This window comes from Bacteroides luhongzhouii (assembly GCF_009193295.2).
Lineage (GTDB): Bacteria > Bacteroidota > Bacteroidia > Bacteroidales > Bacteroidaceae > Bacteroides > Bacteroides luhongzhouii.
Genome location: NZ_CP059973.1, coordinates 3,726,562 through 3,741,732, shown reverse-complemented (window position 1 = coordinate 3,741,732; position 15,171 = coordinate 3,726,562). Strand labels below are relative to the sequence as shown.

11 protein-coding genes and 1 pseudogene are annotated in these 15,171 nt (G+C 46.4%); 7 read left to right on the top strand and 5 right to left on the bottom strand.

The window, feature by feature from the left end; all coding sequences use genetic code 11:
* Positions 1-96: 96 nt before the first annotated feature.
* Together GD631_RS13705 and GD631_RS13700 are read right to left on the bottom strand one after the other, a co-directional pair.
* Positions 97-555, bottom strand: coding sequence for an N-acetylmuramoyl-L-alanine amidase (locus GD631_RS13705; RefSeq protein ID WP_143257487.1), 459 nt, complete (start codon positions 553-555; stop codon positions 97-99).
* 50 nt (positions 556-605) lie between these two features.
* Positions 606-1,118: an HU family DNA-binding protein gene (locus tag GD631_RS13700; protein ID WP_008022053.1), complete on the bottom strand. Its 513-nt coding sequence runs from the start codon at positions 1,116-1,118 to the stop codon at positions 606-608.
* A 295-nt stretch (positions 1,119-1,413) separates the two neighbouring features.
* On the opposite strand from GD631_RS13700, the gene GD631_RS13695 reads away from it, so the two are divergent.
* The 4 genes and pseudogenes from GD631_RS13695 to GD631_RS13685 form a co-directional block, all read left to right on the top strand.
* A complete protein-coding gene (locus GD631_RS13695; protein ID WP_143257486.1) occupies positions 1,414-1,659 on the top strand; it encodes a DUF4248 domain-containing protein in 246 nt (81 codons plus the stop codon).
* A gap of 629 nt (positions 1,660-2,288) precedes the next feature.
* Positions 2,289-2,546 (top strand): hypothetical protein, encoded by a 258-nt coding sequence (locus GD631_RS22040; protein ID WP_211200530.1) that lies wholly within the window; start codon positions 2,289-2,291, stop codon positions 2,544-2,546.
* Between the two features lie 127 nt (positions 2,547-2,673).
* Entirely contained in the window at positions 2,674-4,866 is a 2,193-nt protein-coding gene (locus GD631_RS13690) for a VapE domain-containing protein (RefSeq protein ID WP_143257484.1), read from the top strand.
* A gap of 127 nt (positions 4,867-4,993) precedes the next feature.
* Positions 4,994-5,372 (top strand): annotated as a pseudogene (locus GD631_RS13685) (hypothetical protein); the annotation flags it as partial.
* A gap of 226 nt (positions 5,373-5,598) precedes the next feature.
* On the opposite strand, the gene GD631_RS13680 reads toward GD631_RS13685, so the two are convergent.
* Entirely contained in the window at positions 5,599-7,221 is a 1,623-nt protein-coding gene (locus GD631_RS13680; RefSeq protein ID WP_143257483.1) for an ABC-F family ATP-binding cassette domain-containing protein, read from the bottom strand.
* Positions 7,222-7,512: 291 nt separating this feature from the next.
* Here GD631_RS13680 and GD631_RS13675 point away from each other — a divergent pair, with 291 nt between their 5' ends.
* The 3 genes from GD631_RS13675 (at position 7,513) to GD631_RS13665 (ending at position 10,669) form a co-directional block, all read left to right on the top strand.
* Entirely contained in the window at positions 7,513-8,094 is a 582-nt protein-coding gene (locus GD631_RS13675; protein ID WP_143257482.1) for a nucleotide exchange factor GrpE, read from the top strand.
* Positions 8,095-8,209: 115 nt separating this feature from the next.
* Positions 8,210-9,397: a molecular chaperone DnaJ gene (gene dnaJ, locus GD631_RS13670; RefSeq protein ID WP_143257481.1), complete on the top strand. Its 1,188-nt coding sequence runs from the start codon at positions 8,210-8,212 to the stop codon at positions 9,395-9,397.
* A gap of 132 nt (positions 9,398-9,529) precedes the next feature.
* Positions 9,530-10,669, top strand: a complete 1,140-nt coding sequence (locus tag GD631_RS13665) for a DNA alkylation repair protein (RefSeq protein WP_143257480.1) — start codon at positions 9,530-9,532, stop codon at positions 10,667-10,669.
* Positions 10,670-10,678: 9 nt separating this feature from the next.
* On the opposite strand, the gene GD631_RS13660 is transcribed toward GD631_RS13665, so the two are convergent.
* Together GD631_RS13660 and GD631_RS13655 are read right to left on the bottom strand one after the other, a co-directional pair.
* Positions 10,679-12,337 (bottom strand): RagB/SusD family nutrient uptake outer membrane protein, encoded by a 1,659-nt coding sequence (locus GD631_RS13660; protein ID WP_143257479.1) that lies wholly within the window; start codon positions 12,335-12,337, stop codon positions 10,679-10,681.
* Positions 12,337-15,081: a SusC/RagA family TonB-linked outer membrane protein gene (locus tag GD631_RS13655; RefSeq protein WP_143257478.1), complete on the bottom strand. Its 2,745-nt coding sequence runs from the start codon at positions 15,079-15,081 to the stop codon at positions 12,337-12,339. The genes GD631_RS13660 and GD631_RS13655 overlap by 1 nt, the downstream gene beginning before the upstream one ends.
* Positions 15,082-15,171 lie beyond the last annotated feature (90 nt).

Sequence of the window (15,171 nt, the reverse complement as noted above, 5' to 3'; positions counted from 1 at the left end):
TCAATCACGTTCAATAATTAGTTACTTTCAATACCCTGTTACTTCCTGAAAACCTTCCTACCTCATTTTCTCGTTATCCTATTGAGAACTAAAACTCTACGTAGTGGAAACTCTAAACTCCGCTTTCACTTCAAAACACGGACACGCCTTAATCCATTCTTCCGGTTCAATCTCCCCGTTTCCGTTGCGGTCGGGACTTAAATCCCGGTGACCACACACCCGGCTACCGGGGAAAGTCTCAAGTAATTGATGAACCAGCAGCTTGAGCACCGCCCGTTGTTCCGGTGTCCGCGTGTCTGCCGGACAACCGTGGGCATCCAAACCGCCTTCGTAGCAGATACCGACACTGTTCGAGTTGAATCCTTTCACGTGCGCACCGATACGTTCAATCGGTCGGGTGAGGTGCACTGTTCCATCCTTGCGGATGTAGTAGTGATAACCTGTTCCGTTAAATCCACGCCGACGGTGTTGCATCTCCAAGTCATCCGGGGTGAGAGAACGGTCGGCACGGGTGGCGGAACAGTGAATCACGATCAAATCAATCTTTCTCATCATAGTGCCACTATTTTTCTTATCAGTTGTAAACATTATCTGCACTCTATGAATCAAGCTGCCGGATCCGGAGCTTCACCGCTACCGCCTCCACTACCTCCACCGGAGTCTCCGCCACCTTCATCACCGGGATCTTCGCCATCGGTTTTCTTTTTCTTGGGCGCGTCGAGATCCAGAAACTCGATTTTCTCACCGGCACGGGTAGATGTCAGATTGGGACGGACACTGCTCGAAGGACGGAAGTTGATATTGACCGTTTTGATGTTCTTCATCGTACACTCATCTTTCGTGTCCACGCCCCGCGTGGTAGCGGAAAGGCTGAATACACCAAAATCATGGATATTGACGGATTTACCGTCGAACAGCGCCGTACGCATCGCTTCTACGAGATTAGTCAGCACACTCTGAATGTCACCCAGCGACAGGGAACTTTTCTCTTTCATCGTGTAAGCAAGTTTATCCAGGTCTACACTCTGTCCCTGCGTCACAAGTTGCGGATGATACTTCACCACCCCATCAACCTTTCTCGGGTCTTTACGACCCATTCTTTTAAATGGTATTGCCATGATAAATTAAAAATTGAGAATTAATAATTGAAAAATAAATATTACAAATTGCGGTTACCGCAATCGATATCGAAAGAAATGAACGAGCTCTGTTTCTTTTTCTTTCGATACCTCAAAGATAGTGTATTACAGGGGAATGAAATGACGTACTTTGTCTTAGTCTGACGTACTTTGTCTTACTTTCATCCAGAATGTATTTACTTTTATTCAGAATGATTTTATTTTACTTATACACTTGGAGGACCGGGAGATTTTCCGTATATTTGGAATACGATAAAATTAATTTCCCGAAGATATGAAAGCAGAAAAAGAAGAGACGGAGGAGGAGCCGTTTGTCATACGTCCGTATTTGAAATCGGAGCTGGCACATTTATACAATCCTTATGTACCGTTGGCGTATGCCATGCGGAAAATGAGGGAGTGGATCAGAAATAACAAAGAATTATATGACGCAATGTATAGCGGAGGCGAAGGAAAAAACGACCACGCTTACAGCGCAAGGCAGGTGCGGCTCATCGTGAGGTATCTCGATGAGCCATGAATCTCTTTAAGGCAAGTACTGATTAGCTATAACGAAAATAAAATTAGCTATAATGAAATCGAGATTAGCTATAATGAAAACAGAATTAGCTATAATGAAATCGAGATTAGCTATAATGAAATCAGAATTAGCTATAATGAAAACAAAAGCGGTTATGGGGGTATTCTGTCCAATATCTGTTTTATAATGCCAGCCCTGCAACTGTGCCCTGTCGATATTATGATGGGACGCGGTGTAATACATGGTATCTTGAGGACAAACAGGCTGTGTGTTTTCTTATTGAATGCTGTTAGTTTTCTTATTTAATAATGTACACGTGCGCAGGCGCGAGAGAATATTCTTTTTATATAGAAAAAGCGTGTAATTGAGGTGGAGGGGTTCCACCTCAATTACACGCTTTTTCCATCAAATAAAATATATAAAGAGAATAAACAGTATAAGTAAACGATAGGAACAAAATAAAACGTACCTTTGCGTCTTTTTAAACCAACATTTTTTAACACTAATCAAATAACACTTAAAATCATGAGAAAAAAGACATTTTTTCCGAAGGCTTCGTTTACCAGAACAAACAGGCTGTAACACTCGAAAAGGGAGAATTTCCCCAAGTATCCCAGTTTATCACGCAAATGCTTGGCACTGTCAACAATTTGTATACCAACAGAATAGAGGTAAGTCCAGGCGACCGCAAGAAGTATCTCCTTCCCTTTGTCCATCTCTGTTATGACCATGACTCTGTTTTTAACATTAAAAGCCCCAAATACTTTGCAGAGTTGTTGTTTATGACTGTTGATTTCAAGAAATCGGATGATTCGGACGAATCATTAAGCGTGGAAGAGATTGATTGCGAGATACAAAGACTAAAAAGAACGCTTCTTGAGGATTAACACGAAAGAACCGACTGTTAAAAAACTGCTTTTTGAGTACCAAAAGCAGTTTTTTTATTCTACATAAAAAGCCGTCCTTTGCAGTGTGTTAATATTGACACGACTTACATTCATATCAATAATTAAAATGGAAAATATCTCAATAACGACATACAGGGGATTATCACTCGTATCAGGAAGTATCAGTATCCGGCAAATGTTCGAATTTATCCGGGGAGATGTCTATCGCGACAGAATCCGGAGACTTCGGGAAGCAATGGATGCAGGAGAAACGGTGAAAGCAGACCACATGAAGAAGCAACTGCCCTACTGCACCATCACGGCTACTTACGCCAAGGAAAGGCTGGCTTACAGTCTGGACAAGTATCAGGACATCATCACGCTCGACTGTGACGATATGCCGGCAGAAAAGATCCCGGACTTCCGCCAACTGGTGAACGATTGCCCCGACACGCTAGGCAGCTTCGTCAGCCCCCGGATGCACGGGCTGAAGATCTTCGTCTATCTTACCGGCAATGAGGCGGAAGCCTTACGCACCGAACTGAACGCATTGGGAACCGTAGACTTCCTCACCCTCGAACGCTACCACCACCGCATGTACGCCCTGGCAAGCAGCCAATATGAAAAGCTGCTCAATACCAAAGTAGACACCAGCGGGAGCGACCCGGGACGCGGATTCTTCGTGTCGCACGATCCGGACGCTTTCCTCTCTACCGAACGACTGGAAAACGTGAAGCCGCTGACCGTAAAAGTGACACTGCCCACTGAAGAAGAATGTAAAAACAAGAAGCGCAAAAATCCGGGAAAACGATCCCCGCTCCTCCCCGTGCAGGAGAATGCGTCGCCCATCGACCTGCAAGTGCAACTCGACTTCCGCAAGGCGCTGGAGTACACCAAACGCAAAGAACGTCTCGAGATAGGCAACCGGGACAATTTCTTCTATTGTCTCGGCAATCAGTGTTACCACCGCCATATCACGGAAGAGGAATCCGTCAGTCTGGCACACAGTCATTTCGGAGACCTACCCGACTTCGACCTCGAACTGCCCTTGCACAATGCTTACCAATACACCTCAAAGACCGATCAGGCGGAAGAAGAAAGCCAACAACCGAGAATATGCCAGGTCATCAAATTTATGGACGAACACTACGAAATCAGAAGAAACGTGGTGAAAGAGCAGATCGAGTTCCGGAAAATAATACCTGGTCTCCCTAAAACAGAGCAGCCGCCTTTCAGTACACTGCGCACAAAGGATATCAACACATTCTATATCAACGCACAGATGAAGAAGATATACAGTTCGCAAGCTAATTTGAAAGCACTGGTGGACTCGGACTATGCAAAGCCGTTCAACCCGTTTATCCATTATTTCACCTCACTCCAGACATGGGACGGGAAAACAGACCACATCGGCCAACTGACAAAAACAGTGAAAGCGGCAGACCAGGCTTTTTTTGAAGACAGCTTCCGCCGCTGGCTGGTGGGAATGGTGGCATGTGCCATCGACGACGAAGCGCAAAACCACCAGTTGATGCTGCTCCACGGCGCACAGGGAAAAGGCAAGAGTACTTTTGTCCGCCATCTCCTCCCACCGGAGCTGAAGGATTATTATCGCAACGGCATGATTAGTCCCGACAACAAAGACCATCTCCTGCAAATGTCGTCCTGCCTACTCATCAATCTGGATGAGTTTGATACGCTCTCTCCCGCACGCATGCAGGAGTTGAAAAGTCTCATCACGCAAGATGTGATGAACGAACGGAAGGTTTACGATATCCAGAATTATACGTTCATCCGCCGCGCATCATTCATCGCCAGCACGAACAACCCGCACTGTCTGCCGGACATCGGCGAGAACAGGCGCATCCTGTTCAATACGTTGCTGGAAATAGATTATCACACGCCTGTCAACCATCAGGGGATATATGCACAAGCATACGCACTCTACCGGCAGGGGTTTCAATATTGGTATGAGAACCAGGAGATTACGTTTCTCAACAACCGCAATGAGGCGTTCCGCCAAAAAGATCCGGTAGAGGAGAATCTTTTCTTCTATTTCCGGGCAGCCAGCACGAACGATATTCAGGCGCAATGGTATCCTGCCTCCTACCTGCTGTCGGTATTGAGCATGAACGGGCGCACACAGGCCAACGCACAGATGAAACAAATGCTGGTCACGGTATTGGAAAACAACCATTTCCACTCACGGAAGACCTCCAACAATATCACGGAATATTGGGTGGTGGAGTATTCGGCCGAAGAGCGCAAAGAAAATTCAATACGCCCGCAGCTTCCGGTGCAGACGGGGTTGGAGTTGTAGTTTTTCCGCGAAATAGCAGATAAACGGATAAATTAGTGGCATTAAACGTGTCACATTCATCCGTTTTCCGTATATTTACTCGATATGAATGATGAATAAAGAAAGAATACCTATGCCACCCGTAAGGGTAAGCCCGGTGACGATGGACGACGTGACAAGCGGATTCAACATCGGAACGAATATCACCACCGACCCGTGGTTTAACGACCTTGTAGGTTTCAGCGAGAAGGAATTGCGCGAGATGCTGACGTATTATAAGGAACAAGGCGCTCTTCCTATGTCGGTAGACGATGCGGTGACAATGATGAAGCCTAACTATGACAATTATTGCTTCAGTAAAAATAAATTAGCAGATTGTAGATCCCAATATCCGTACGGACTTTAACAAGCTTACCTACCTTGTCCGTCTCGACCATGGACTGGGCGAAAATTTCTCCGTCATCAAGGAGATTGCGGAGCAAGGCGAGATAGTGACTGAGATAGTCACCCATTTCTCCGCACTGGAAAGTTGATTCGCTATAGCAAGGATGAATGTGTGGCAGAAGCTCGTGAGAAAGGGGGATTGAAACTGGCAACAATCGTATGGCGCAGTTGGGAATTGGCGCTGATGGAAGAGGTATAATAATAGAACAACCACAGAGGACACAGAGGACACAGAGGACGCAGAGACTCTAATTATCTCTGAATAACAACCTCTGCGTCCTCCGTGTCCTCTGTGGTGAAATAGTTTATTTACAATTTGTCCCCGTACATCTTCGCTCTCAATTCCTTGATGTGATCGGACGTGATATATTCGTCATACTCCATCATCTTGTCGATGATACCGTTCGGTGTCAGTTCGATGATGCGGTTGGCAACCGTCTGGATAAACTCGTGGTCATGAGAAGAGAAAAGGATGTTTCCCTTGTACGTCTTCAGGTTGTTGTTGAATGCCTGGATAGATTCCAAGTCCAAGTGGTTGGTCGGAGTGTCCAGAATCAGACAGTTCGCGTTGCGGAGCTGCATACGGGCAATCATACAACGCATCTTCTCACCTCCGGAGAGTACGCTTACTTTCTTCAACACCTCTTCGCCGGAGAAAAGCATACGGCCGAGGAAGCCTTTCATATATACTTCGTTTCCTTCGCCAAACTGGCTCAACCAGTCCACCAGGTTGAGGTCGGTATTGAAGAAATCGGTATTATCCAGCGGCAGGTAAGCAGTGGTGATGGTTACCCCCCAGTTGAAGGTACCGGCATCCGGCTTCATGTTTCCGTTGATGATTTCGAAGAACGCAGTCATCGCACGCGGGTTGCGCGACAGGAATACCACTTTGTCACCTTTCTCTACGTTGAAGTTGACATCGTTGAAAAGCACTACGCCTTCTTCCGTCTTCTTGCTCAATCCGGAAACTTCCAGAATCTGGTTGCCCGGCTCGCGTTCGGGAGTGAAGATGATGCCCGGATACTTACGTGAAGAAGGTTTGATCTCTTCTACGTTCAGTTTCTCCAACATCTTCTTACGGCTCGTTGTCTGCTTGCTCTTCGCTACGTTGGCGCTGAAACGGCGGATAAATTCTTCCAACTCTTTCTTCTTCTCTTCAGCCTTCGCCTTCTGGTTCTGCTGCTGACGGAGGGCCAACTGGCTGGATTCGTACCAGAAACTATAGTTACCGGCAAACATATTGATTTTTCCGTAGTCGATGTCCACGGTGTGCGTACATACAGAGTCGAGGAAGTGACGGTCGTGGCTCACTACCAATACGGTATGCTCGAAGTTGGAAAGGTACTCTTCCAACCAGGTCACTGTCTCCATATCCAAGTCATTGGTAGGCTCATCGAGCAAGAGGTTGTCCGGATTTCCGTACAATGCCTGCGCCAGCATGACACGCACTTTTTCCTTACCGCTCAGCTCACCCATCAATACATAATGCTTATCTTCTTTCACGCCCAATCCGCTCAACAGCATGGCTGCGTCGCTTTCCGCATTCCATCCGTCCAGCTCGGCAAATTTCTCTTCCAGTTCGGATACTTTCAGCCCGTCTTCGTCTGTGAAATCTTCTTTCGCATACAACACCTCGCGTTGCTTCATGATGTCCCACAACACGGTATGCCCCATCATTACGGTATCCATGACGGTATAAGAGTCCCACTTAAAGTGGTCCTGGCTCAACACCGAGAGGCGTTCGCCCGGTCCGAGCGCAATGGTACCCGTTGTCGGGTCCAGATCTCCGTAAATCGTACGAAGGAAGGTAGATTTTCCCGCACCGTTAGCACCAATAATACCATAACAATTACCACTCGTAAACTTCAGGTTTACGTCATTAAATAACACTCTTTTACCAAACTGTACCGAAACGTTCGAAACTGTAATCATCTTCTTTATTTACGATTTTATTATTTACGATTTACGATTAAAATCACTATTAGCCCATAGGGGCTGCAAAGTTAGACATTTAAAATGAATTATGAACTATCTGATATGTGCCAATCTGACATAAAAGTGTTACCTTTGCTGCGTTTTTTGGCAAAACAGCCAACTTGGCAAAGTTTTTGCAGACAAAATCAATGACATCCGGTCAGCCCGGTATGTTTTATTGGCGGTATCTTACCAATTAAGATAACGTGTGTTTTTATAATAGTAAATAATAAAATAGTAAATACCAAGATGGATCCGAAAGAAAAAAAAGTGAAGGAAGAAGAACTGAACGTTGAGGAAACTCAAAACCATGCGGAAGAACAACCGCAAAACGAACAAGCGGAGGACGCCACTCCCCTGACTCACGAAGAAGAGCTGGAAAAAGAACTGGAAAAGGCTCAAGAGGCGATTGAAGAGCAAAAGGATAAATACCTGCGCTTGTCTGCCGAGTTTGACAACTATCGGAAACGCACCATAAAGGAGAAGGCTGAACTGATTCTGAACGGTGGCGAAAAGAGCCTTAGCAGTATTCTTCCGGTGGTGGACGACTTCGAACGTGCCATCAAAACGATGGAAACGGCAACGGATGTCAATGCCGTAAAAGAAGGAGTAGAACTGATTTATAATAAATTTATGGCTGTTCTGGCACAAAACGGCGTGAAAGTTATCGAAACAAAAGACCAACCGCTGGATACTGATTATCATGAAGCCATCGCGGTAATCCCCGCACCGGAGGAAGCACAGAAAGGCAAGATTCTGGACTGTGTGCAAACGGGATATACACTGAACGACAAAGTGCTCCGCCACGCTAAAGTGGTAGTAGGAGAATGAGGAGATTTATGAATTATGATTTATGATTTATGGCTGCGCTATTGGTCTGCAGAGTAAATCATAAATCAGAATTCATAAATCATAAATCTTTTCAATCATAAATCAATAAATGGGCATGGCAGAAAAAAGAGACTATTACGAAATATTGGAGGTGACGAAGACAGCCACAGTAGAAGAAATAAAGAAAGCATACCGCAAGAAAGCAATTCAGTATCACCCCGACAAGAATCCGGGCGACAAGGAGGCTGAAGAGAAATTTAAGGAGGCGGCCGAGGCATACGACGTGTTGAGCAATCCGGAGAAGCGTTCGCGTTACGATCAGTTCGGTCATGCGGGAGTGAGCGGTGCGGCAGGCAATGGCGGTCCGTTCGGTGGTTTCGGTGGCGAGGGAATGTCGATGGATGACATCTTCTCTATGTTTGGCGACATCTTCGGTGGCCGCGGCAGCGGTTTCGGGGGAGGCTTCGGAGGATTCAGCGGATTTGGCGGTGGCGGCGGTTCACAGCAACGCCGGTATCGCGGCAGTGACCTCCGTGTGAAAGTGAAGCTGACGTTGAAAGAAATCTCTACCGGAGTAGAAAAGAAATTTAAACTCAAAAAATATGTGCCGTGTGACCAGTGTCATGGCACGGGTGCCGAGGGTGACGGCGGATCGGAGACTTGCCCTACTTGTAAAGGTAGCGGCTCGGTGATTCGTAACCAACAGACCATTCTGGGCACGATGCAGACTCGCGTCACTTGTTCTACGTGTGGCGGTGAGGGAAAGATTATCAAGAATAAATGTAAGAAGTGTGGTGGCGACGGAATCATTTACGGCGAGGAAGTGGTATCGGTGAATATCCCTGCCGGAGTGGCAGAGGGTATGCAGCTCTCTATGGGCGGCAAAGGTAATGCCGGCAAACACAACGGTGTGGCAGGCGACTTATTGATCCTCGTGGAGGAAGAACCGCATCAGGACTTGATTCGCGACGAAAATGATTTGATTTATAATCTGTTGCTTAGTTTCCCGACGGCTGCGCTGGGCGGTGCTGTGGAAATTCCGACGATTGACGGCAAAGTGAAAGTGAAGATTGATTCGGGTACCCAACCGGGTAAAGTGCTTCGTTTGCGTGGCAAGGGGTTGCCGAATGTAAACGGGTACGGTACGGGAGATTTGCTGGTCAATATCAGTATTTATGTGCCGGAAGCTCTCAACAAGGAGGAAAAGAGCACGCTCGAGAAAATGGAAGCTTCGGACAATTTCAAACCTAACACGTCGGTAAAAGAGAAGATTTTCAAGAAATTCAAGAGTTTCTTCGATTAGTCTTTTGCTATCATATATAAGGTATAAGTGGGCTGCAATCTTTTTTACGGCTCACTTCTTTTTTATAAATGAGAGATAAAGGTTTCAGCGCGTAAATTAGGTTGATTTTTAACTAAACTATATATTAAAAGAATGACAGAACCGTTTAAAAACATGTTTAACGAGCAATTTTTCGATCTGTTTACGAAAGATCTGAAACTTGTTATCGACAATTTTGATGCCCGCGAGTTTGTATCTCAAGTGATGGACGATGAATGGGAAGGCAGGGAACTTAAACAACGCTGCATGCACATTACAACGGTTCTAAGAAAGTTTTTACCGGCAGATTACAAAGAGGCGATCGCTAAGATACTTGAATTGTTGGATCATATAAAAAAGACACGGCCTGATTCCTCGGTGATAGACGACACGAAGTTTGGCCTGACTTTGGAGTATGGGGGAATTCTGGATAATTATGTCGAACAATATGGACTGGACGATTACGAAACTTCTGTCAGGGCGATAGAGAAAATCACGCAGTTCACAAGTTGCGAGTTTGTGGCCCATCCTTTTATTATCAAATATCCGGATCGAATGATGAAACAGATGTTGGTTTGGTCGAAACACGAACATTGGGGAGTCAGGCGGCTTGCGTCAGAAGGCTGTCGTCCGCGCCTTCCTTGGGCGATGGCATTGCCGAACCTGAAAGAAAATCCTGCGCCTATCATTCCTATTTTGGAGAATCTTAAAAATGATCCGGCAAGATTTGTGCGATTGAGCGTTGCCAATAATTTAAATGATATCGCGAAAGATAATCCCGAAATCGTCATTGATTTAGCAAAGAAATGGAAGGGAGAATCGAAAGAGGTGGATTGGATTATAAAACACGGTTGCCGGACACTCTTAAAACAAGGCAATCCGGAGGTGATGGAGTTGTTTGGCTTCAACTCTACTATCAGCAATATCTATGTGGAAGATTTCCAAATTTCAAGCCCTGAAGTGAAAGTCGGGGATTCGTTGGAGTTTAGTTTCAAACTGTTGAACAAGAACGATCAAACGACCAAGATACGACTCGAATATGGAATCTATTACCAAAAAGCGAATGGAACGTTGACGAAAAAAGTGCATAAAATCAGCGAGAAAGAATATGCGGGAAATTCAACGACGCGAATCACCCGAAAACATTCTTTCCGGGTGGTTACAACGAGGAAGCTCCATCTCGGACTTCATCAGATTGCTATGATTATCAACGGGAACGAACTTGAAAAATATGATTTTGAGTTGATTGAATGATAACTCCTGTCAGTACCCCGGATTCTGTTTCAACTTCGTATTCATCACCCGTATTTTCTCCGGTATAGGGAACACGGTAGTATATCCGTTTTCCTCATCCGGCAATTGCGGACGGCTACTGTAAGCTCTTGTAAACTTCCCGAAGCGAACCAAGTCTTGACGTCTCCAACCTTCCCAAGCCAGTTCCAGCTGACGTTCGGCAAGGATATTCTCTAAAGTGGCAGGACGGGAGGAGGCATTGACGCGGCTACGGACTTCATTCAGTTCTTCATCTCCACCGGCTCCGTTGCGTACTTTGGCTTCACTCTTCATCAACAGAGCATCCGCGTAGCGGAACAGTACAATGTCATTCTCCATCAATTTACCGTCTTTCGTGGCGGTGGGATCGACTTCATACTTTTTCATACGGGCTCCCGCTGTTTGTTCGTACGGGGTATCTGTGATATCCAAAGCTATTTTCCAGGGCAGATATTCCAATACAGTGCCATCATCCAGCTTGATGATGTTTCCTTTCAGGTCGTGCACCACGCCCACAAAATAGCAAATATCAAAGCGGGGATCTTGTTCGGCTGTTTCATAACCGAAGGTTTCGAGGGCTTCAATGGTTGCGCTGGGACCGTTCTCACCGCTTAGGCCGTACGCCTTGGCATGATTGTAGTGGCGGGAGCGGAACAGATATTGCATTTGATTGGTGTACAAGGTTTTATTCATCGGGATGGTAAAGATATTCTCTATCGATGATTCATTGAAAATGGAGAAATTGGTTTCGTATTCCGGTTCCAGTTCGTTGTAGCCCAGCGTCTTTAACTGGTCACAGTAGTAGATGACTGTTTCCCAGGCATTGAGTTCGTTGCCGTTCACTGTAAACTTTATGTTTTTCCCGTCCGGACGTTGTCCGTCTGTCCAATCATTGTCCGTATAGACTTCGGAATTCAGAGCCAGTTTGGCCAATAGGAAAGTTACCACCGGACGGGTGATACGGCCATAATAAGGACCGGACTGGTTGCTGTGCGCATCGCTCAACAGCGGAGCCGCTTCCTGCAATTCTTTGAATACAAAGTCGAAAACTGTTTTCCGTTCACTCTGGACAACATCTTTCATCGCCACTGAAGAGGATTGAACCAACGGGATGCGCCCGAACAAATCCATCAGATAATAATAATACATGGCCCGCATTGCCTGCACTTCCGCACGGTATGCCGGAAGTTCCGCATCGGAATGGGTTTCGGCGAATTTGTCTATCCGCTCGAGCGATTTGTTACTTAGCATGACGACTTTATAAAGATATTCCCATGTCGCTTGGATAGCGTCATTCTCCACTCCCCAATCGTGCAGGTAAAGTCCTTGCCAGAAGCCGCCATCGTACCAGTCACCTCCACGGGTGGGGATAATGGCCTCGTCGGAAGTGAAAGTGTTCAGGTCGTAGACTCCCCTACCCGTTCCCTGCAATCCCTGACTGTCGCTATAACCGCCTACGTAGGTATAAAGCGAAGCTACTGCATTGAGATATACTTCCGAGATCGTATTGTAGACATCATCTTCCGGTAGTTTGTCCTTCGGATTTTCCTGTAAGAACTTATCACAGGAAAATAAGCCCAAACACATTGCCAGAAAGAATCCTAACCAACTTCTATTTTTCACATATTGTTTCATACTCTCCTCCTCCATTAAAAGTTAATACTCAATCCTAAGGTGTACGTCCGTGCCAACGGATATCCCCGTTTATCGTCCACGCCCAACGTAGAGTTCACTGTGGAACTGTTTATCATGGGCGAAAGTCCCGAATAGCCGGAAATGGTTGCCAGGTTGTTGATTGTAAATGCCAAGCGCAGGGAACGGACATATTTCTTTAGTTTCTGCACCTTTTCAATCGGCACGTTCCAGCCCAGTGTCACATAGTCGAAATTGACGTAATCTCCCTTTTCCAGCCAATAGTCGGTGGCGGTCTGATCCTTGATGTTCTGTTGCGGAGCTTTTTTCATTACGTTGTAGTCGGGGAATATATTCATGTTCATATAGGTCAGGGAAGTTCCGTTGTAGATTTTATGTCCGAAGGCTCCGTTGATCTGCAAAGACAGGTCGAAACGTTTGTAACGGAAACTGATGTTAGATCCCAGAATCGTTTTGGGTACGGCTTGTCCTGCCACGTAGCGGTCTTCTCCATCTTCAAGACTGACGCCTCCGCCATTCAGGTCGGCGATGCCATAGGTATATCCACCGTTTCCGTCGGACTCCAGTCCGGTGCTGTGAGGAAGATAGAACACGCCCAACGGTTGCCCCACCATCTGATAAACGATGTGGTTGTAGCCGCCGTGGAAGCCGGCTCCGTCGAGGCTGGCAAGACTTTTATATTCGGGAGCGGAAAGCATTTCGCCGTTATACATACCACTCAATGAAAGCAATTTGTTGCGCTGGAAGGTGATGTTGGCATTGATATTCAGCTCCATGTCCTTCGTTTTCAAAGGGGTGATACCGATGGCAATTTCCGTACCCCAGTTGCGCATGGAGCCGATATTGGCAAGCAAGGTGTTATAGGTGAAAGGGGGCACGCTTACGTTGTAAAGGTAGAGCATATCCGTGGTGCGGGAGTTGTAATAGTTGGCGGAAAGCAACAGGCGGTTGCCGAATAAAGCGATGTCGAAACCGGTATTAAAGGTATGTTTCACTTCCCATTTCAGGTCGGGATTCGTATTCCGGAGATCTCCCAAAGATACGATGGCGGAGTTTCCGACGGGGACGACACCGTTCGGCTTGACGAGACTCAGCGTTGTGTATGAGTCAATCCCGCTCTGATTACCTGCCAGACCGTAACCGATACGGAATTTCAGATTGTCTATCACGGGGAATTGCTTCATAAATTCTTCTTCACTAATCACCCATGCCGCGGACGCAGAGGGGAAAAAGCCCCATTTATGGTTGGCTCCGAATTTGGAGGAAGCATCCGTACGGGCGTTCAACGTCAGTACGTAGCGGTCGGCGTATGTATAATTGAAGCGTCCCATGAAAGATGCCAGGCGCGGTTGTTCATAGTACGAATTGGTGCCTTCCCACAAACGGAGTGCTCCTGCCTGAAGATTATTATACCCGAACTTATCGGTGCTGAAATTGCTGACTGTGGTATAATAGCCTGTGTAGGTCTCTTTCTGAAGTTCGGCAAGTGCCAGTGCGTCAAAGAAATGCTTTTTCCAGTTTTTCTTATAGGTCAGCATCATGTTTCCCAATAAGGATTCGCGCTTTTTGGTTCCTTTGTATGCCTGACCGTTCGCCCAGACGGAAGTGGGGAGGTACTGCGAATTTTCTACGATATTGTATGTGTAGGCACCGAACAGGCTTAGCTTCAGTCCTTCCATCAGATTGAAGGTGAGACGGGCGTGCGTGCTGATGTGCGAAGTGGCATCATCGTCCTGCACTTCCATCCATGCCAATGGATTGGTGATTTGACTGGCGGTCGTTATGCCGTCCCAAGAATTGGTGACAGGGTCTTTATGATTGGGATAGGTAGGATTGAACGTAGCTGCCGAATAGAACGTTTTCTGATAATCAACCAGGTTGTGATTCTTTTGAATGGAACCGAACATTCCCAGTTCGCAGTTCAGGAAGCCGTCGAACATTTTCTGATTCATGTTCATATTTGAAGTGAAATTCTTCATGTCTTCATTCAGAATCACTCCCTGACGATCCATGAAACCGAGAGAAACACGATAACTGGACTCACTGGAACCGCCATAAAAGGCGATGTGATGATTCTGTTGCAGTCCTGTCTGTTCAATCTCTTTCTGGAAATCGGTATTGTTCCCTTTGTCCAAAATGGAAATGCCGCGTTCCGATGCTACACGACGGAACTCATCACCGGACAGCATTTTCAGATTCTTGTAGACGGTGGAAATTCCGAAACTACCATTGTAAGCTACCTGTGTCCTGCCGCTCATCCCTTTTTTGGTGGTGACTTCTATCACACCGGATGCACCTCGCGAACCGTATTGCGCGGTTTCGGAAGCGTCTTTCAGGATGGTAAAGCTCTCAATATCCGTAGGGTAAATGGAGGCAAGCATGCTCAAGTCGCCAAATACTCCGTCGACGATAATCAAAGGGTCGTTGCCGCTGGTCAGTGAGGTAGTTCCCCGCAGGCGTACCGCATCCAGAGCCGCCGGTCCGTTTGAGCCCCGCTGGATGGTCAATCCCGGCACACGTCCACGGATTGCTTCCAAAGGGTTCGTTATCTGGTCCTTGTTCATCTGTGTCTCCGTGATTTTCTCGACGGAACCGGACAGGGTTTTCAAACTTCCGGTGGCATATCCTACGGTAATCAATGAGTCTATGGGCGCGACGGGAATCTTCTGTGCCAACGTGCCCTCGCACGGGATTACCAGAAGAAGAAGGCTGTAGAAAATGAGTCTAGCGTGTTGTACCATATTCTTAGTTTTTAAGGTAATAATACAAATATAACAAAAAAAGAAGGAATCTGGTTGAGTAGATTCCTTCTTTAATTTCCAATAATCTCA